At 73.4% G+C, this 17,758-nt stretch carries 17 protein-coding genes and 1 pseudogene; 9 read left to right on the top strand and 9 right to left on the bottom strand.

What is annotated here, in order from left to right:
- Positions 1 to 73: 73 nt before the first annotated feature.
- Positions 74 to 427, bottom strand: coding sequence for a hypothetical protein (locus OO47_RS19480; RefSeq protein ID WP_051716160.1), 354 nt, complete (start codon positions 425 to 427; stop codon positions 74 to 76).
- 111 nt (positions 428 to 538) lie between these two features.
- Here OO47_RS19480 and OO47_RS19475 point away from each other — a divergent pair, with 111 nt between their 5' ends.
- Positions 539 to 811 carry an LPXTG cell wall anchor domain-containing protein gene (locus OO47_RS19475; protein WP_030217036.1) on the top strand — a complete coding sequence of 91 codons (273 nt, stop codon included), beginning with the start codon at positions 539 to 541 and terminating at the stop codon, positions 809 to 811.
- A gap of 92 nt (positions 812 to 903) precedes the next feature.
- On the opposite strand, the gene hutH is transcribed toward OO47_RS19475, so the two are convergent.
- The 5 genes and pseudogenes from hutH to OO47_RS19445 all read right to left on the bottom strand — a co-directional run bounded on the left by hutH (position 904) and on the right by OO47_RS19445 (position 7,202).
- Positions 904 to 2,445, bottom strand: a complete 1,542-nt coding sequence (gene hutH, locus OO47_RS19470; protein WP_030217034.1) for a histidine ammonia-lyase — start codon at positions 2,443 to 2,445, stop codon at positions 904 to 906.
- A gap of 530 nt (positions 2,446 to 2,975) precedes the next feature.
- Positions 2,976 to 4,073 (bottom strand): annotated as a pseudogene (locus tag OO47_RS19460) (diguanylate cyclase domain-containing protein); the annotation flags it as partial.
- 105 nt (positions 4,074 to 4,178) lie between these two features.
- Entirely contained in the window at positions 4,179 to 4,967 is a 789-nt protein-coding gene (locus OO47_RS19455; protein WP_030217024.1) for an enoyl-CoA hydratase/isomerase family protein, read from the bottom strand.
- Between the two features lie 69 nt (positions 4,968 to 5,036).
- Positions 5,037 to 6,176, bottom strand: a complete 1,140-nt coding sequence (locus tag OO47_RS19450; RefSeq protein ID WP_030217021.1) for an adenylate/guanylate cyclase domain-containing protein — start codon at positions 6,174 to 6,176, stop codon at positions 5,037 to 5,039.
- A 171-nt stretch (positions 6,177 to 6,347) separates the two neighbouring features.
- Complete coding sequence (locus OO47_RS19445) at positions 6,348 to 7,202, bottom strand: biotin--[acetyl-CoA-carboxylase] ligase (RefSeq protein ID WP_030217019.1); 855 nt, start codon at positions 7,200 to 7,202, stop codon at positions 6,348 to 6,350.
- Between the two features lie 134 nt (positions 7,203 to 7,336).
- Between OO47_RS19445 and OO47_RS19440 the strand changes: the two genes are divergently transcribed.
- The 4 genes from OO47_RS19440 (at position 7,337) to OO47_RS19430 (ending at position 10,148) form a co-directional block, all read left to right on the top strand.
- The gene (locus OO47_RS19440) at positions 7,337 to 8,929 is read left to right on the top strand and encodes an acyl-CoA carboxylase subunit beta (protein ID WP_030217017.1); all 1,593 of its coding nucleotides are present in this window, start codon (positions 7,337 to 7,339) and stop codon (positions 8,927 to 8,929) included.
- Between the two features lie 29 nt (positions 8,930 to 8,958).
- Positions 8,959 to 9,171, top strand: a complete 213-nt coding sequence (locus OO47_RS19435; protein WP_030217016.1) for an acyl-CoA carboxylase epsilon subunit — start codon at positions 8,959 to 8,961, stop codon at positions 9,169 to 9,171.
- 135 nt (positions 9,172 to 9,306) lie between these two features.
- Complete coding sequence (mmpB, locus tag OO47_RS38470) at positions 9,307 to 9,435, top strand: morphogenic membrane protein MmpB (protein ID WP_267883700.1); 129 nt, start codon at positions 9,307 to 9,309, stop codon at positions 9,433 to 9,435.
- A gap of 107 nt (positions 9,436 to 9,542) precedes the next feature.
- Complete coding sequence (locus tag OO47_RS19430) at positions 9,543 to 10,148, top strand: nucleoside triphosphate pyrophosphatase (protein ID WP_030217015.1); 606 nt, start codon at positions 9,543 to 9,545, stop codon at positions 10,146 to 10,148.
- A 21-nt stretch (positions 10,149 to 10,169) separates the two neighbouring features.
- On the opposite strand, the gene OO47_RS19425 is transcribed toward OO47_RS19430, so the two are convergent.
- Positions 10,170 to 10,601 (bottom strand): hypothetical protein, encoded by a 432-nt coding sequence (locus OO47_RS19425; RefSeq protein WP_033209656.1) that lies wholly within the window; start codon positions 10,599 to 10,601, stop codon positions 10,170 to 10,172.
- 373 nt (positions 10,602 to 10,974) lie between these two features.
- Here OO47_RS19425 and OO47_RS19420 point away from each other — a divergent pair, with 373 nt between their 5' ends.
- Together OO47_RS19420 and OO47_RS19415 are read left to right on the top strand one after the other, a co-directional pair.
- Complete coding sequence (locus OO47_RS19420) at positions 10,975 to 12,729, top strand: acetyl/propionyl/methylcrotonyl-CoA carboxylase subunit alpha (RefSeq protein ID WP_030217008.1); 1,755 nt, start codon at positions 10,975 to 10,977, stop codon at positions 12,727 to 12,729.
- An 80-nt stretch (positions 12,730 to 12,809) separates the two neighbouring features.
- Positions 12,810 to 13,355, top strand: coding sequence for a TetR/AcrR family transcriptional regulator (locus OO47_RS19415; RefSeq protein ID WP_030217007.1), 546 nt, complete (start codon positions 12,810 to 12,812; stop codon positions 13,353 to 13,355).
- Positions 13,356 to 13,410: 55 nt separating this feature from the next.
- On the opposite strand, the gene OO47_RS19410 is transcribed toward OO47_RS19415, so the two are convergent.
- Together OO47_RS19410 and OO47_RS19405 are read right to left on the bottom strand one after the other, a co-directional pair.
- Positions 13,411 to 14,337: a DeoR/GlpR family DNA-binding transcription regulator gene (locus OO47_RS19410; protein WP_030217005.1), complete on the bottom strand. Its 927-nt coding sequence runs from the start codon at positions 14,335 to 14,337 to the stop codon at positions 13,411 to 13,413.
- 225 nt (positions 14,338 to 14,562) lie between these two features.
- Positions 14,563 to 16,002, bottom strand: a complete 1,440-nt coding sequence (locus tag OO47_RS19405) for an NAD(P)H-quinone dehydrogenase (protein WP_030217003.1) — start codon at positions 16,000 to 16,002, stop codon at positions 14,563 to 14,565.
- Positions 16,003 to 16,215: 213 nt separating this feature from the next.
- Here OO47_RS19405 and OO47_RS19400 point away from each other — a divergent pair, with 213 nt between their 5' ends.
- On the top strand, positions 16,216 to 16,653 hold the full coding sequence (locus tag OO47_RS19400) for a gamma-glutamylcyclotransferase (protein ID WP_030216997.1): 438 nt from the start codon (positions 16,216 to 16,218) through the stop codon (positions 16,651 to 16,653).
- A gap of 169 nt (positions 16,654 to 16,822) precedes the next feature.
- On the top strand, positions 16,823 to 17,626 hold the full coding sequence (locus OO47_RS19395) for a purine-nucleoside phosphorylase (protein WP_030216993.1): 804 nt from the start codon (positions 16,823 to 16,825) through the stop codon (positions 17,624 to 17,626).
- The last annotated feature ends 132 nt before the right edge of the window (positions 17,627 to 17,758 follow it).

Here is a 17,758-nt window from a genome sequence, read left to right as displayed (position 1 = left end):
CACCGGGCGCCCGGTGTCGCGGGAAGGCCCCGGGACGGTGTCCCGGGGCCCGCGGGCGGGCAGGACACCGGCCTCAGGGGCGGTCGTCTTCGTCTTCCTCCGCCCCATCTTCCTCCCCGAGGTCCCATTCCAGCGCATCGGGGTCGTACTCGATCTCCTCGCTGCTCCAGGACGCCTGGACCATCTCGATGCCGGGGACGTCGCGGATCAGGTCGAAGGGTTCGACGAGGTACGCGAGGGCCTCGGCGCCGTCCTCGCGCGCGGCGGCGCGGGCGTGCGTCCGCTCCTCCTCGGGCATGAACTCGTCGGCGTCGATCCGGGCCTCGGCGGCCGCGGCCAGTTCGGCCGGTCCGTCGATCTCCAGGACCACATCGACGCGAAGGCGTACATAGCGCGTGGTGTCACGCGTGGTGTCGGAAGTGCTCATGGTGCGGAGCGTAGGGGTCCGGAGGGCCTCGGCTTTCCCGCGACCCGCTGTGTTCATTAGCATCGGCACGCCGACCGATTCACGGTTTCCGCAAGGAGGATCGAAATCTCCGTGTCCGCCGCCCGTCGCCTCCTGCTGACCGCCGCCGTCGCCGGAACGCTGCTGTGCGCCCTGTGGTTCGTACCGTCCGCGAACGCCGCCGACCAGTGGGGCGGTGGGGTGCGGGTCGGGGTGGGCGGGAGCGGTCCCGCCGCGCGCGACGGGCGCCTCGCGGAGACCGGGGAGCGGGACACGGTGCCGTACCTGCTCGGCGGGACGGCGTTCCTGGCGGTCGGCGCGAGCTTCGTGGTCCTGGCGATGCGCCGCCGGGGCCGGGCCTCCTGAACCGCGTTCCCCCGTCGCGTACTTGTGCGTGAGGGCCCGCCCCCGCCGGAAACCTCCGGTGGGGTGGGGCCCTCACGCGCGCTCCAACGCCCTTACGCCAGCGGGCCGGTGACCGGCTCCACGGCGGCGACCACCCTTCCCTCGCGCACGAAGGCGTCGGCGGCGGCCAGGTCGGGGGCGAGGAAGCGGTCCGGGCCGGGGCCCTGGACGCCGGCCTCGCGCAGGGCGGTGATGACGGCCCGCGAGGCGGGGGCCGGGGTGAGGCCCGCACGGAGCTCGACGCCCCGGGTCGCGGCGTACAGCTCGACGGCGATGATCCGGGTGAGGTTGCCGATCGCGGTGCGCAGCTTGCGGGCGGCGGACCAGCCCATGGAGACGTGGTCCTCCTGCATCGCGGAGGACGGGATGGAGTCGGCGGAGGCCGGGACGGCGAGCCGCTTCATCTCGCTGACCAGGGCGGCCTGCGTGTACTGGGCGATCATCAGGCCCGAGTCGACGCCGGCGTCCTCGGCGAGGAAGGGCGGCAGGCCGTGCGAGCGGTTCTTGTCGAGGAGCCGGTCGGTGCGGCGCTCGGCGATGGAGCCGAGGTCGGCGGCGGCGATCGCGAGGAAGTCGAGGACGTACGCGACGGGGGCGCCGTGGAAGTTGCCGTTGGAGCGCACCTCGCCGTTCGGCAGGACCACCGGGTTGTCGACGGCGGCGGCCAGCTCGCGCTCGGCGACGAGCCGGGCGTGGGCCAGGGTGTCGCGGCCGGCCCCGGCGACCTGCGGGGCGCAGCGGATCGAGTAGGCGTCCTGGACGCGGGGGGCCTCGCCGGCCTGGAAGTGGCCGGTGAGTCCGGAGCCCTTGAGCACGGCCAGCATGTTGGCGGCGGAGGCGGCCTGGCCGGGGTGGGGGCGGATGGCGTGCAGCTCGGGTTCGAGGACCTTCTCGGTGCCGAGGAGGGCTTCGAGGGAGAGCGCGGCGGTGACGTCGGCCGACTTGTAGAGGGTGTCGAGGTCGGCGAGGGCCATGACCAGCATGCCCAGCATGCCGTCGGTGCCGTTGAGGAGGGCGAGGCCCTCCTTCTCCTTGAGCTCGACGGGCGCGATGCCGTGCGCGGCGAGCAGCTCGCCGGCCGGGCGGACCTGCCCGTCGGGACCCTCGGCGTCGCCCTCGCCCATGAGCGCGAGGGCGCAGTGGGAGAGCGGGGCGAGGTCGCCGGAGCAGCCGAGGGAGCCGTACTCGTGCACGACCGGGGTGATGCCGGCGTTGAGGACGTCGGCCATGGTGCGGGCGACCTCGGGGCGGACGCCGGTGCGGCCGGAGGCGAGGGTCTTCAGGCGCAGGAACATCAGGGCGCGCACGACCTCGCGCTCGACGCGGGGGCCCATGCCGGCGGCGTGCGAGCGCACGATGTTGCGCTGGAGCCGGGCGCGGAGCTCGTGGCCGATGTGCCGGGTGGCGAGGGCCCCGAAGCCGGTGGAGACCCCGTAGACGGGCTCGGGCTTGGCGGCGAGGGCGTCGACGACCTCCCGGGCGGCGGCGAGGGCCTGCACGGCCTCGGTCGACAGCTCGACGCGGGCGCCGTGGCGGGCGACGTCGACGACGTCCTGCGGGGTCGTGCCGGACGTGCCGAGGACGACTGTCTGCATATCCATATTCAGCACCCTACGGATTGAAGACCGACCTGTCACTAGGGGACCTCGTCACCGGCCCGGCCGGGGGTCGTCCCTTACCGGGCCGGTGCCGCCGGCGCTTCCGCTTCCGGTGCCGCCGGCGCTTCCGCTTCCGGTGCCGCCGGGGCCGCCGCTCCCGTCTCCGGTGCCGGTGCCGCCGGTACCTTCGCTTTCGGCGCCGCCGGTGCCGGCGCTCCCGTCTCCGGTGCCGGTGCCGGTGCCGGTGCGGCTTCCGTTCCCGCCGGGCCGGGTCGCCACGGCCGGGCCCGTCACCCGCCGGGCCCCGTACGGCCCGCTCACCGGTCCGCCGACGGGGGCTCCTCGGGCCGGAGGGCCGTTTCCGTGGGCTCCTCGCCCGGGGGCTCCACGGGCCAGGCCGCGACGGGCCCGGGGGACTCCGGGGCCCGCCCCGGGCCGGGACCGGGGCCGGAGTCGGGGCCCGGGTCCGGGTCCGGTGGTCCGGGCTCCGTCGCCCCCGGCTCCGGCAGTTCCACCGTCGGCGCGTCGCGGAAGCGGCGGCGGTCGCGGGCGCCCGGCGGCGCGTCCGCGAGGCGCACGACCGTGCCGTCGCGCCCCGCCACCACCGGCTTCGCCGAGCGGCCCGCCTTGGCCTGGTACTGGGCGGCGTCCGCGAGCCGGAAGAGGCGGCGGGCCGACTTGAGGGGCCCGATGGGGTCGCCCGTGGACGCCACCCCGCAGGCCACGCCCTCGCCCAGTTCCAGCTCCGCCGCCCGTACGCACAGCTCCTCGGCGACCGCGACCACCTCGTCCGCCGCCGGGCCGACCGTCAGGAGGCAGAACTCGTCGCCGCCGAGGCGGGCCGCGAGCGCGCCGGGGAGCCGGGCGCCGCAGCGGGAGAGGACGGAGCCGAAGCGTTCGAGGAGGCGGTCGCCGACCGCGTGCCCGTGGGTGTCGTTGACCCGCTTGAGGCCGTTGAGGTCGCAGACCACCAGGCTCACCACGGAGCCGTCCGCGCGGTAGCGCTCGACGGCCTCGTCCAGACGGGTGTCGACGGCCCGCCGGTTGGCCAGGCCGGTCAGGGGATCGGTGAAGGCGAGCTTGCGGACCTCCTCCAGGCGCTCGGCCTGGGCGATGCCCGCCGCGACGACCGCCGCGAGGACGGTCGCGAAGCTCGCGTCCGCGCTGGTGAAAGGTTTCGCCTCGGGCGGCCTGGCCACGTACAGCTCGCCCCAGGCCCGCCCGTGGAGCACGATCGGGGCGACCACGCAGCAGCCCCGGCCGCGCCGCCGCAGACCGGTCACGCGGCCGGTCGGCACGGGGTCGGCGGCGGTCTCCACCCAGGCGTCGGGCTCGCCGCCGCCCGCCCACCGCTCGTGCAGGAACTCGGTGATCTCGGGGAACTGGTGGACCGGGTACGTCTCCGCGTCCGGGAACTCCTCCTCCCCCACGGCCCGCTCGCCGGCGTTCACCAGGACCTTGAGCCGTCCGTGGTCCCGCTCCCAGACGGACAGCGCGGCGAAGCTCCCGTCGAGCCCGTCGCGGGCCCCGAGCGCAGCCGCCCGCCAGAACTCCCGTGGAGTGTGCGCCGCCGCCATCGCCTGCGCCAGCGCCACTACGGCCCGCAGCCGCCCGTCCTCACCCATTCCTCCAGCTTAGGGAGGTTTGATCCGTTTTCCCCTCCGGGACGTCACGGAAAGTGACCCGTCGGGCCGATCGGTACCGGGCGAACCGGTACCGGGCGAGCCGGCTCACTCCCCCGGCCACTCCGGCTTCCGCTTCTCGTTGAAGGCCGCCACGCCCTCGGCCCGGTCGCCCGAGAAGGCCACCGAGCGCCAGGCCGCATCCTCGATCTCCAGGCCCGCCCGCAGGTCCAGTCCCTGGCCGAGCCGCATGGCCTTCTTCGCGGCGCGCAGGCCCACCGGCGAGTTCGCCGCGATCCGCCCGGCCAGCTCCAGGGCCTCCGTGCGCGCGTCCTCCGCCAGGAGGTCCACCAGACCGAGCTCGCGGGCCTCGGCGGCCTCCACCCGGCGGGCCGTGAAGACCAGCTCGGCGGCGCGGGCCGCGCCCACCCGGCGCGGAAGGAGCTGCGTACCGCCGCCGCCGGGGATGACGCCCACGGAGACCTCGGGCAGGCCGACGACGGCGGTCGCGTCGGCCACGATCACGTCGCAGGCGAGCGCCAGCTCGAAGCCGCCGCCGAGGGCGAAGCCGTGCACGGCGGCGACGGTCGGCATGGGCAGTTCCAGGACGCCGGTGTAGGCGGCGCGGGCGGTCGGGCGCTGGCGGACCAGCTCGGCGTCGGTGAAGGAGTTGCGCTCCTTGAGGTCGGCGCCGACGCAGAAGGCGCGGTCGTTCGAGGAGGTGAGGACGGTGACGCGGACGGCGGCGTCGGCGGCGAGCGCGTCGCAGGCGGCCGCGAGGGAGCGGGCCATCTCGGAGGAGACGGCGTTCATCGCCCTGGGCCGGTCGAGGACCAGCTCGGCGACGTGCCCCTCCCGCCGGACCACCACGAACTCACCGAAACGCTGCTCGGACATGACCGCACACCCTCCCACCAGCCGGCTCCGCCCGTTAACGGCTGTTAACCGGCGTTCACGGAGGAGATCCTAGGACGGACGGCGGCCCAGGAGCCAGGGTTCGATGACGCCGAGGCCGCGGACCGGGCGCTGCCACATCGGCTGGAGCGCGAAGCGGTACGCGGCGGGCGTGCGGCCCTCCTTCTCGGCGCGGGCCGCCTCCTCGGCCGCCTCCGCCTCCGAGACGGGCGCCTCGCCGGTCCTGGTCAGCTCCTTCGCGAAGGCGCTGTCGACCAGGACGGCGTCCTTCGGGGCTATCGAGGTGAGCCGGCTGGCCAGGTTCACGGTGGTGCCGAAGACGTCGCCCATCCGGGTCGTCACGGTGCCGAAGGCGATGCCGACGCGCAGTGCGGGCATCGTCTCGTCGTGGCCGAGGGTCTCGATCAGGCGCAGCGCGATCTCGGCGGCGATGCCGGCGTCGTCCGCCGCGTAGAGGACCTCGTCCCCGAGGGTCTTGATGAGCCGGCCGCCGTGCGCGGCGACGAGGTCGGCGCAGGTGGTCTCGAAGGCCTCGACCAGCTCGCCCAGCTCCTCCTCCTCCAGGCGGCGGGTGAGCCGGGTGAAGCCGACGAGGTCCGCGAAGCCGACGGCGAGCCGCCGGTCGACCATCTCCTCGTCGTCGGCGGCCTGCACGACCCGGCCGGTGGCGGCGGCGAGCTGCCGGCGCCAGACGTAGATCAGGAACTCCTCCAGCTCGGGCAGGAGCAGCTCGACCAGGGGGTACGTGACCTCGGTGCGGGTCATGCCGGGCTCGGGCGGCTCGGTCAGGCCCTCCAGGAAGGAGTCGATCTGCCACTCGGCGAGCCGGGCGGTGGTCTGCCCGGTGGAGCGGGCGACCTGCACGGCCATCGGCTCGCTGAGCAGCCCGGCCTCGACGAGGCCCGCGAGCCGCCGCAGGGCGAGCACGTCGGCCTCGGTGAGCGCCTTGGCCTGCCCGATGTCCGCGAAGCCCATGGCGCGCCAGAAGCGGGAGGCCAGCTCCATGGAGACGCCGGCCGTGCGGGCGGCCTGGAAGGGGGTGTAGCGGCGGTCCGCGCCGAGGATGAGCTGTTCGAGGCGGATGGCGAGGGGGTCGTCGCTCGGTTCGGCCGTGTGGTCGACCTCGTGATGGGGGGTGGGGTACGCGGGAGGCTCGGGCGCTCCGCCCGAGTCCTCGTCGTCGACGGTCACCGGCCGCCTCCTGCCCGTTCCCTGCCCACTTGCCCTGCCGATCTGTCGCCTGGATCGCGCTCCACGATACGACAGGTGTGGAATGGCTCACGCCCGGAAGGCGAGCCGCTCCGTCCTCCGCAGGGGTGAGGGAGCCGTTCCGGAACGGGTCCCCCGCCCCCTCCGGGCCCGTCAGACGTCCGGCGTCCGTACGTGGACGATGTCGCCCGCGCCCACCGCCTCCGTGCCGCCGCCCTCCGTGGCCACCACCAGGCGCCCGTCGCCGTCCAGGGCGATCGCCTCGCCCTCCAGGGTCCGCTCGCCGGGCAGCTCGGCCCTGATCCGGCGGCCCAGGGTCGCGCAGCCGGCCGCATAGGCCTCCTGGAGCCCGGAGGCGGCGGGGTCGCCGCCCGCCCGCACCCACTCCCCGTACCACTGCGCGAGGGAGCGCAGGACGGACCGCAGGAGGGTGTCGCGGTCGGTGGAGACCGCGCCGGCCAGGAGGAGGGACCCGGCGCCGGGGACGGGGAGTTCGTCCTCGCGGAGGGTGACGTTGAGGCCGAGGCCGACGACGACGCCGTCCGTCCCGGCCCGCTCGGCGAGGATGCCGCCGGCCTTGCGCTCCTCGCCGGCGACGGAAACGAGGAGGTCGTTGGGCCATTTGAGTGACATGTCGACGCCGGCGGCCTTCGCGAGGCCGGTCGCCGCCGCCACGCCCGTGAGCAGCGGGAGCCAGCCCCAGCGGTGGGCGGGCACGTCCGGCTTGAGCAGCACGGAGACGAAGATCCCGGAGCGGGCGGGGGCGGTCCAGGTGCGGTCGAGGCGGCCCCGGCCCGAGGTCTGTTCCTCGGCGACGAGGACCGCGCCCTCGGGCAGGTCGCCGGCCCGGGCGGCGAGGTCGGTGTTGGTGGAACCCGTGGTGGGGACCACGTCGAGCGAGGTCCACAGTCCGTCGGGGAGGACGAGCGCGCGGCGCAGGGCCGTCTCGTTGAGCGGGGGCCGGTCGAGGTCGGACCAGCGTCCGCCGGAGCCTTGGGAGGACGTCATGCAAGCCAGAGTAGGTGTGGCAAAGACCGCAGTGCCGAACCGTATCGGCGTGGATACGCTACGGGTCAGTAGGGCAGCAGTAGCCCATTCGCAGTCAACGAACCCCCCGTGACCAGGCAGGGAGCCGCATCCCGATGTCCGAGCCGGCAGAGCAGCACGAGATCGACATTCACACGACCGCGGGCAAGATCGCGGACCTCAAGCGCCGTATCGACGAGGCCACCCACGCCGGCTCGGAGCGTGCGGTGGAGAAGCAGCACGCGAAGGGGAAGCTGACCGCGCGCGAGCGGATCGACCTCCTCCTCGACGAGGGGTCCTTCGTCGAGCTGGACGAGTTCGCCCGGCACCGCTCCACCAACTTCGGCCTGGAGAAGAACCGTCCGTACGGCGACGGCGTCGTCACCGGCTACGGCACGGTCGACGGGCGCCCGGTGGCGGTGTTCTCGCAGGACTTCACGGTCTTCGGCGGGGCGCTCGGCGAGACGTACGGCCAGAAGATCATCAAGGTGATGGACTTCGCGCTGAAGACCGGCTGCCCGGTCGTCGGCATCAACGACTCCGGCGGCGCCCGCATCCAGGAGGGCGTGAGCGCGCTCGGCATGTACGGCGAGATCTTCCGCCGCAACACCCACGCCTCCGGCGTGATCCCGCAGATCTCGCTGGTCGTCGGCCCGTGCGCGGGCGGCGCGGTGTACTCCCCCGCGATCACCGACTTCACGGTGATGGTGGACCGGACCTCGCACATGTTCATCACGGGCCCCGACGTCATCAAGACGGTGACCGGTGAGGACGTGGGCTTCGAGGAGCTGGGCGGCGCCCGGACGCACAACGCGACCTCGGGCGTGGCGCACCACATGGCGGGGGACGAGAAGGACGCCGTCGAGTACGTGAAGTCCCTGCTCTCCTACCTCCCTTCGAACAACCTGTCGGAGCCGCCGGCCTTCCCGGAGACCGCGGACACCGAGGTGTCGGACGAGGACCGCGAGCTGGACGTGCTGATCCCGGACTCGGCGAACCAGCCGTACGACATGCACAAGGTCATCGAGCACGTCCTGGACGACGGCGAGTTCCTGGAGACGCAGGCGCTGTTCGCGCCGAACATCCTGACCGGCTTCGGCCGCGTCGAGGGCTTCCCGGTCGGCGTGGTCGCCAACCAGCCGATGCAGTTCGCCGGCTGCCTGGACATCGACGCCTCCGAGAAGGCCGCGCGCTTCGTGCGCACCTGCGACGCCTTCAACATCCCGGTCCTGACCTTCGTGGACGTGCCGGGCTTCCTGCCGGGCGTGGACCAGGAGTACGGCGGCATCATCCGGCGCGGCGCGAAGCTGATCTACGCGTACGCGGAGGCCACGGTCCCGCTGATCACGGTCATCACCCGGAAGGCCTTCGGCGGCGCGTACGACGTCATGGGCTCCAAGCACCTGGGCGCGGACCTGAACCTGGCGTGGCCGACGGCGCAGATCGCGGTCATGGGCGCGCAGGGCGCGGTCAACATCCTGCACCGGCGCACGATCGCGGAGGCCGACGACGTCGAGGCCACGCGGGCGCGGCTGATCCAGGAGTACGAGGACACCCTGCTCAACCCGTACACGGCGGCCGAGCGCGGCTACATCGACGGCGTGGTCCTGCCGTCCGACACGCGCCCGCAGATCGTCAAGGGCCTGCGTCAGCTCCGTACGAAGCGGGAATCCCTGCCTCCGAAGAAGCACGGCAACATCCCGCTCTAGCAGCCCCTCCGGACCTTCAAGGAGCCGACATGATCAAGGTCGTACGAGGAAACCCGACTCCGGAGGAGCTGGCCGCCGCACTGGCGGTGGTTCAGGCCCGGGCCGCGGCCACGGCGGCGGCGTCCGCCGAGGGCGGCGGCCCGGCGGTACCGGAGGGGTGGTCGGACCCCTCCCGTATCGCGCGGGCCGTACGGCAGCGCCCGGGTCCGCGGGCCTGGGCGAGGTCGTACCGGCCCGTGTAGACGTCAGGGCCGGAGGGCCGGATCCCTTGTGCGGGGGGTCCGGCCCTTCGCGCGCGTGCACCCGGTTCCGGATACCGGACCGGTTGAGTACCCGTACTCAGGCGCCGCGGCCCTCCCGGCCGCAGGATCGTAGGCATGCTGTGGTCCGACCCGAAGAATCAGCCGCCGAAGTTCATGCGCGAGATGCAGGCGATGCTCCGCCGCGCGGGCGTGCTCCTCGCGGTCGCGATGGTGGTGCTGATGTTCGTGGTCGGCGTGCGCTGACCACGCGCGCGTGCGTACGGCGGCGGGCCGGGTCCCGGTCGGCCACGCACGCGCGTGCCCCGGCCGTCCGGTGGGTCCGGGTCCTCCGTACTGGCTACGCTGCCCCCATGACTGCTGATCCGCGCCGTGTCGTGCTCGCCTCCGCCTCCCCCGCCCGGCTCGGTCTGCTCCGGCAGGCCGGACTCGCCCCCGAGGTGATCGTGAGCGGCGTCGACGAGGACAAGGTCCACGCCCCGACCCCGGCCGAGCTCGCGCTCGCCCTCGCGGAGGCGAAGGCCGCCCACGTGGCCGCGCGGCCCGAGGTGTCCGGCGCGCTGGTCATCGGCTGCGACTCGGTCCTGGAGCTGGACGGGAAGGCGCTGGGCAAGCCGGCCGACGCCGAGGAGGCCGTGGCCCGCTGGAAGGCGATGCGGGGCAGGGTCGGTGTCCTCCAGACGGGTCACTGCGTGTACGACACGGCCGCCAAGCGCTACGAGTCGGCGACCGCCTCCACCGTGGTCCGCTTCGGCGAGCCGACGGACCGTGAGGTGGCGGCGTACGTGGCGAGCGGCGAACCGCTGTACGTGGCGGGCGCGTTCACCCTGGACGGACGCTCGGCACCGTTCATCGACGGCATCGACGGCGACCCGGGCAATGTGATCGGCCTGTCCCTGCCGCTGCTGCGGCGGCTGCTGCGCAAGCTGGACGTCGAGATCACGGACCTCTGGGCCTGAGGCCCGGGGCAGGGGCAGGGCCTACGCGGGCGCCGGCGCCTTCTCCGCGGCCGGCTTCCCGGCCTCCTCCCCGTACGCCACCAGGGTGAGGACGATCAGGCCGAGGACCGCCATCAGGAAGGCGAAGGCCTGCCAGCCGAGGAGGCCGACGGCGACCGCGCCGAGGACGCCGTGCACGATCGCGCAGCCGATGAGCAGGCCCCGGCCGAGGCGGCCCGGGCGGCGGTCGCGGAGGCCCGCGAGGAGGGCGACGAGGGCGCAGAGGACGAGGGCCGCCCCGGAGGCGATGCCGAGGGCCCAGGTGCCGGTGACCACCGCGTCGGGGTCCATGCCGTCGAGGGACATCGACTGGACCTCCACGAAGCGCGCCATGACGGCGTTGACGGCGACGACGCCGGGCGCTTCGAGGAGGAGCACGGCGGCCGTCACGAGAGCTATCGGTCTGCGGGCCACCTCGGCCACCCCCTGGATTCGCCTGTTACCAGCAGTACGATCGACAGCGGGCAGGCTACTGGCCGGTAAACACCCGGACAAGAGTTCGCACACGCCGGGGCACGCCGGAAGGCCGCGCAAAGAAACGCCGAACCGTTCGTAGGGACCCGACAAAGAAACCCGAACGGCGACTGGCTCCATGAACAGAGACCTGCGCCACACCCCGGAGCTACTGTGCCGTAAAGGAACCCTGCGTACCGTGGTGCGACAAGGGAATTCACGATCCGAGCAGGCCCGGGGTCACCCTCCGTGTGGGAAAGCTCACCACTGGGGACGGGTCGAAAGGCCGTGTCGGCAGTCCCTAAACTCAGCTTGTTTCAAGGAGGGAGCCATCGTGCGCAAGGTGCTCATCGCCAACCGTGGCGAAATCGCTGTCCGTGTGGCCCGGGCGTGCCGGGACGCGGGTATCGGCAGCGTGGCCGTGTACGCCGAGCCGGACCGGGACGCGCTGCACGTCCGTGCGGCCGACGAGGCGTTCGCCCTGGGCGGTGACACTCCGGCCACCAGCTACCTGGACATCGCCAAGGTCCTCCAGGCCGCGAAGGACTCGGGCGCGGACGCGGTCCACCCGGGGTACGGCTTCCTCTCGGAGAACGCCGAGTTCGCGCAGGCGGTCCTGGACGCGGGCCTGATCTGGATCGGCCCGCCGCCGCAGGCGATCCGGGACCTGGGCGACAAGGTGGCGGCCCGTCACATCGCGCAGCGCGCCGGCGCCCCCCTCGTGGCCGGCACCCCCGACCCGGTCTCGGGCGCGGAGGAGGTCGTGGCCTTCGCGAAGGAGCACGGCCTGCCGATCGCCATCAAGGCCGCCTTCGGCGGCGGCGGGCGCGGCCTGAAGGTCGCCCGCACCCTCGAAGAGGTGCCGGAGCTGTACGACTCCGCCGTCCGCGAGGCCGTCGCGGCCTTCGGCCGGGGCGAGTGCTTCGTGGAGCGCTACCTGGACAAGCCGCGCCACGTCGAGACCCAGTGCCTGGCCGACACCCACGGCAACGTGGTCGTGGTCTCCACCCGCGACTGCTCGCTCCAGCGCCGCCACCAGAAGCTGGTGGAGGAGGCCCCGGCCCCCTTCCTGACGGAAGAGCAGAACAAGCAGCTGTACGCCGCGTCGAAGGCGATCCTGAAGGAGGCCGGCTACGTCGGCGCCGGCACGGTCGAGTTCCTCGTGGGCCTGGACGGCACGATCTCCTTCCTGGAGGTCAACACCCGCCTCCAGGTCGAGCACCCGGTGACCGAGGAGGTCACGGGCATCGACCTGGTCCGCGAGATGTTCCGGATCGCCGACGGCGAGGAGCTGGGCTACGGCGACCCGGAGATCCGGGGCCACTCCTTCGAGTTCCGCATCAACGGCGAGGACCCGGGCCGCAACTTCCTCCCGGCCCCCGGCACCGTCACCCTCTTCCAGCCCCCGACCGGCCCGGGCGTCCGCCTGGACGCGGGCGTGGAGTCCGGCTCGGTCATCGGCCCGGCCTGGGACTCGCTCCTCGCGAAGCTGGTCATCACCGGCGCCACCCGCGAGCAAGCCCTCCAGCGCGCCGCGCGCGCCCTGGCGGAGTTCAAGGTGGAGGGCATGGCCACGGCCATCCCGTTCCACCGGGCGGTCGTGGTCGACCCGGCGTTCACCGCGGACCCGTTCCGGGTCCACACCCGCTGGATCGAGACGGAGTTCGTCAACGAGATCAAGCCCTTCGCCCCGGCCGGCGCGGACGCCGACGAGGACGAGGCGGGCCGCGAGACGATCGTCGTCGAGGTCGGCGGCAAGCGCCTCGAGGTCTCGCTGCCCTCGTCGCTGGGCATGTCCCTGGCCCGTACGGGTCTGGCGGCCGGCGCCAAGCCGAAGCGCCGCGCGGCGAAGAAGTCCGGTCCGGCGGCCTCGGGCGACACCCTCGCCTCCCCGATGCAGGGCACGATCGTGAAGGTCGCGGTCGAGGAGGGCCAGGCGGTCGAGGAGGGCGACCTGATCGTCGTCCTGGAGGCCATGAAGATGGAGCAGCCGCTGAACGCGCACCGCTCCGGCACGGTCAAGGGCCTCAACGCCGCGATCGGCGCCTCGGTCACCTCCGGCGCCGCCATCTGCGAGATCAAGGACTGATGGCCGCACCCAGTACGGTACGGAGGGCCCGCAGGCAGCAGCCTGCGGGCCCTTCGCCGAGGGGAGGGCCTCCGACCGCCATGCGCGCCGACGCACGCCGCAACCACGCACGCCTGCTCGCCGAGGCCCGCGCCGCCTTCGCCGTCCAGGGCGCCGACGCGCCCCTGGAGGAGATCGCGCGCCGCGCGGGCGTGGGCATCGGCACCCTCTACCGCCACTTCCCCACCCGCGCCGACCTGTTGAACGGCGTCTTCCAGGAGGCCCTGGCGGAGCTCCTGGACCGCTCGCGGGAACTGGCCGGCTCCGACGCGCCGTGCCGGGCGCTCGTGGAGTGGCTGCGGGCCCTGGTCGCCCACGCGGGCGAATACCGGGGCCTCGCGCACGCGCTGATGTCCGCCTCGTACGACCGGAGTTCGGCGCTCTCCCGGTGCAGCGACCCGCTGCGCGCGGCGGGCGAGCGGCTGCTCGGGCGGGCCCGGGAGGTGGGCCAGGTGCGGGCCGACGTGTCGATCGGGGACCTGATGCAGCTGACCAACGCGATCGCGCTCGCGGCGGAGCAGTGCCCGCAGGACACGGAGCTGGCGGACCGTCTGCTCGCGCTGACGCTGCGGGGGATCAAGGCCTGAGGTGCACGGGACCCCTGGGGGAGGGTCCCCTCGGAGACGGGCCGGACGCCGTCCCTCAGCGGCGGCGCAGGTCCGCGACCCGGGCCGTGCGCTCCAGCGTCTCCGCGGCGAGGCCGCCGCCCGGGCCCCGGAACTGCCCCGCCACCATCCGGCCGCGCTGGCCCGGGAGGGGCACGTCACGGCGGGGCCGGGCCCCCGGGGGGAGCTGGTCGCCCCCGGCGGGTCCCGAGCCGGCGCCCGTGCCCGCGACGGCGATCTGCACGCCCTGGTCCGCGAGGGCCTGGAGCTCGGTGGCGGCCCGCTCGTCGTGCGCGGGGGGCTCGTCGGTGACCAGACGGGTGATCACGTCCGTGGGCACCGTCTGGAACATGGTGTCGGAGCCCAGCTTGGTGTGGTCGGCGAGGACCACGACCTCGGCCGCCGCCTGGACGAGGGCCCGGTCCACGCTCGCGGAGAGCATGTTGGAGGTGGACAGGCCGCGCTCGGCGGTCAGGCCGCTCCCGGAGAGGAAGGCCCGGGAGACCCTGAGCCCCTGGAGCGACTGCTCGGCCCCGCTGCCCACGAGCGCGTAGTTGGAGCCGCGCAGGGTGCCGCCGGTCATGACGACCTCGACCCGGTTGGCGTGGGCGAGGGCCTGGGCGACGAGCAGGGAGTTGGTGACCACGGTCAGGCCGGGCACGCGGGCGAGCCGGCGGGCCAGCTCCTGCGTGGTCGTCCCGGCGCCGACGACGATGGCCTCGCCCTCTTCGACGAGGCTCGCCGCGACGTCGGCGATGGCCGTCTTCTCCGCGGTCGCGAGATGGGATTTCTGCGGGAAGCCGGATTCTCGCGTGAATCCGCCCGGCAACACCGCACCGCCGTGCCGGCGGTCGAGGAGTCCTTCTGCCTCCAGGGCCCGTACGTCCCTCCGTACGGTCACCTCCGAGGTCTGGACGACGCGGGCGAGCTCACGGAGCGACACGGCTCCGTTGGCGCGCACCATTTCGAGGATCAACTGGCGACGTTCTGCAGCGAACACGAAACTGACAGTAACGTGGCCGCGCGATGCTTTTCAGCAGTATGCGGCGAATTGCAGAAGTTGCGCACGGACGGGGCCCCCAAGTGGTATGGGAGGCCCCGTCATTGATCGTTCTATGCCCCGGCTTGCCGGGGGTTGTCCGAGTCGGCGAACCGTTCCCGCAGGCGGGAGCCGGGCCGGGCCCGGCGGCTAGGCGTCGCCCGCCGACTTTCGGGTCTGCAACTGCCGTGCCACTTCCGCGATCGAGCCCGACAGGGAGGGGTACACGGTGAAAGCATTTGCGATCTGTTCGACGGTCAGATTGTTGTCGACCGCGATCGAGATCGGATGGATCAGCTCGCTCGCCCGCGGGGCGACGACGCAGCCGCCGACCACGATGCCGGTGCCCGGGCGGCAGAAGATCTTGACGAAGCCGTCCCGGATGCCCTGCATCTTCGCGCGCGGGTTGCGAAGGAGCGGCAGCTTGACGACCTTGGCGTCGATCTTGCCCGCGTCCACGTCGGCCTGGGTGTAGCCGACGGTGGCGATCTCGGGGTCGGTGAAGACGTTCGAGGAGACCGTCTTCAGGTTGAGCGGGGTCACCGCGTCGCCCAGGAAGTGGTACATCGCGATCCGGCCCTGCATGGCGGCGACCGAGGCGAGCGCGAAGACGCCCGTGACGTCGCCGGCCGCGTAGACGCCGGGGGCGGAGGTGCGCGAGACCCGGTCGGTCCAGATGTGCCCGGAGTCCTTGAGGCGGACGCCCGCCTCCTCCAGGCCCATGCCGGCCGAGTTCGGGATCGCGCCGACGGCCATCAGGCAGTGGGTGCCGGAGATGACCCGGCCGTCCGCGAGGGTGACCTCGACCCGGTCGCCGACCCGCTTGGCGGACTCGGCGCGGGAGCGGGCCATGACGTTCATGCCGCGGCGCCGGAAGACGTCCTCCAGGACGGCGGCGGCGTCCGGGTCCTCGCCGGGCAGGACCCGGTCGCGGCTGGAGACCAGGGTGACCCGGGAGCCGAGCGCCTGGTAGGCGCCGGCGAACTCGGCGCCGGTGACGCCGGAGCCGACCACGATGAGCTCCTCGGGGAGCTCCTTGAGGTCGTAGACCTGCGTCCAGTTCAGGATGCGCTCGCCGTCGGGCTTGGCGTCGGGCACCTCGCGCGGGTGGCCGCCGGTCGCGATCAGCACGGCGTCCGCGGTCAGCGTCTCCTCGGTGCCGTCGGCGGCGGTCACGACCACCTGGCGGGAGCCGTCCACGGCCTGCCGGCCGGAGAGCCGGCCGCGGCCGCGCAGCACGCGGGCGCCCGCGCGGGTGACGGAGGCGGTGATGTCGTGCGACTGGGCGAGCGCGAGGCGCTTCACCCGCCGGTTGACCTTGCCGAGGTCGACGCCCACGACCCGGGCGGCCTGGTCGATGTGCGGGGTGTCGTCCGCGACGATGATGCCCAGCTCCTCGTACGAGGAGTCGAAGGTGGTCATCACCTCGGCGGTGGCGATCAGGGTCTTGGAGGGGACGCAGTCGGTCAGGACGGACGCGCCGCCGAGGCCGTCGGTGTCGACGACGGTCACCTCCGCGCCGAGTTGGGCGCCCACCAGGGCCGCCTCGTATCCGCCGGGTCCGCCGCCGATGATCACGATCCGGGTCACTGGGATCTACGCCTCGCGCTCTCGTTCTGCCGGGGGGTCCCCCGCTGGGCTGCAGTGCGTACGCCATTGTCCCGCACGCTTCAAGTGCGTACCCCATTGTCCCGCACGTCCGGCGCGGTCACGCGGCGGGGGCGCCGAAGGGGTCCGGGGACGGTCCGGCGGCGCTCCGGGGAACCCGCCCGCCCCCTCGCCCCCTCCCGTACCCTCGGTCCCATGTCCCTCTACGCCGCTTTCGCCGGCAACCTGGACGCGCGGCTGATGAGCCGCCGCGCACCGCACTCGCCGCTGCGCGGCACCGGCTGGCTGAACGGCTGGCGGCTCACCTTCGGCGGCGAGCACATGGGGTGGGAGGGAGCCCTCGCCACCATCGTGGAGGCCCCCCGCTCCCAGGTCTTCGTGGCGCTGTACGACATCGCGCCGATGGACGAGGACTCCATGGACCGCTGGGAGGGCGTGGGCCTCGACGTCTACCGGCGCATGCGGGTGCGGGTGCACACCCTGGACGGCGAGGAACCCGCCTGGGCGTACGTCCTCAACGGGTACGAGGGCGGCCTTCCGTCGGCCCGCTACCTGGGCGAGGTCGCGGACGCGGCCGAGTCGGCGGGCGCGCCGCACGACTACGTGATGGAGCTGCGCAAGCGCCCCTGCTGAGCGGCCGCGGACCCGCCCGGCCGTGCTTTCGTCGGAAACGACAAGACAACGATCGCATGTCCGTCAGCACCGTCATCTACGCGCGTAGGGATTCTCCGGCTACGCTTCTTCGCGTAGCAAATCGTCCGGGGCCCGCCTCGGACTCCCCTCCCCGAGGCGAGAGAAGTCAGTGAACGCAACTGCCACCCCGTACGAGGCCGCCGAGGCCGCCGCCGCACGTCTTCGCGAGCTGACCGGAGTCGAGAGCCACGACGTCGCCCTGGTCATGGGCTCGGGCTGGGCGCCCGCCGTCGACGCCCTCGGCGCCCCCGAGGCCGAGTTCCCGGTGACCGAACTCCCCGGCTTCCCGCCGCCGGTCGTCGAGGGCCACGGCGGCAAGGTCCGCTCGTACAAGATCGGCGCGAAGCGCGCCCTGGTCTTCCTGGGCCGCACCCACTTCTACGAGGGCCGGGGCGTCGCCTCCGTCGCCCACGGCGTGCGCACCGCCGTCGCCGCCGGCTGCAAGACCGTCGTCCTGACCAACGGCTGCGGCGGTCTGCGCGAGGGCATGCGCCCCGGGCAGCCGGTCCTGATCAGCGACCACATCAACCTGACGGCCGCCTCCCCGATCGTCGGCGCGAACTTCGTGGACCTCACCGACCTGTACTCGCCGCGGCTGCGCGCGCTGTGCAAGGAGGTCGACGAGACCCTCGAAGAGGGCGTGTACGTGCAGTTCCCCGGCCCGCACTACGAGACCCCGGCCGAGATCAACATGGTCCGCGTCATGGGCGGCGACCTCGTCGGCATGTCCACCGTCCTGGAGGCCATCGCGGCCCGCGAGGCCGGCGCCGAGGTCCTGGGCATCTCGCTCGTCACCAACCTGGCGGCGGGGCTCTCGGGCGAGCCGCTGAACCACGAGGAGGTCCTCCAGGCGGGGCGCGACTCGGCGGCCCGGATGGGCGAACTGCTGACGCGGGTCCTGGACCGGATCTAGGGCGTGTGTCGAAAGTCCCGCCTGCCCGGCGGTGCCCGGCACGCACGCTCGCCGCGTTGTCGGGATCACCCCGATACATCCAGTATCGGGGCGACCCTCCGCCTTGCGATCGCACGCACCGGACACCGCCGG

Origin of the sequence: Streptomyces bikiniensis, from assembly GCF_000716625.1 — a bacterium.
Classification (GTDB): Bacteria; Actinomycetota; Actinomycetes; order Streptomycetales; family Streptomycetaceae; genus Streptomyces; species Streptomyces bikiniensis.
Note: the sequence above shows the minus strand (reverse complement) of the source record. Positions and strands in the feature narration are given on the sequence as shown.

Coding starts and splice junctions, on each gene's coding strand:
- OO47_RS19480 (WP_051716160.1), bottom strand. CDS start 427: ATGAGCACTTCCGACACCACGCGTGACACCACGCGCTATGTACGCCTT.
- hutH (WP_030217034.1), bottom strand. CDS start 2,445: ATGCAGACAGTCGTCCTCGGCACGTCCGGCACGACCCCGCAGGACGTC.
- OO47_RS19455 (WP_030217024.1), bottom strand. CDS start 4,967: ATGTCCGAGCAGCGTTTCGGTGAGTTCGTGGTGGTCCGGCGGGAGGGG.
- OO47_RS19445 (WP_030217019.1), bottom strand. CDS start 7,202: ATGACGTCCTCCCAAGGCTCCGGCGGACGCTGGTCCGACCTCGACCGG.
- OO47_RS19440 (WP_030217017.1), top strand. CDS start 7,337: ATGTCCGAGCCGGCAGAGCAGCACGAGATCGACATTCACACGACCGCG.
- OO47_RS19435 (WP_030217016.1), top strand. CDS start 8,959: ATGATCAAGGTCGTACGAGGAAACCCGACTCCGGAGGAGCTGGCCGCC.
- mmpB (WP_267883700.1), top strand. CDS start 9,307: ATGCTGTGGTCCGACCCGAAGAATCAGCCGCCGAAGTTCATGCGCGAG.
- OO47_RS19430 (WP_030217015.1), top strand. CDS start 9,543: ATGACTGCTGATCCGCGCCGTGTCGTGCTCGCCTCCGCCTCCCCCGCC.
- OO47_RS19415 (WP_030217007.1), top strand. CDS start 12,810: ATGCGCGCCGACGCACGCCGCAACCACGCACGCCTGCTCGCCGAGGCC.
- OO47_RS19410 (WP_030217005.1), bottom strand. CDS start 14,337: ATGGTGCGCGCCAACGGAGCCGTGTCGCTCCGTGAGCTCGCCCGCGTC.
- OO47_RS19400 (WP_030216997.1), top strand. CDS start 16,216: ATGTCCCTCTACGCCGCTTTCGCCGGCAACCTGGACGCGCGGCTGATG.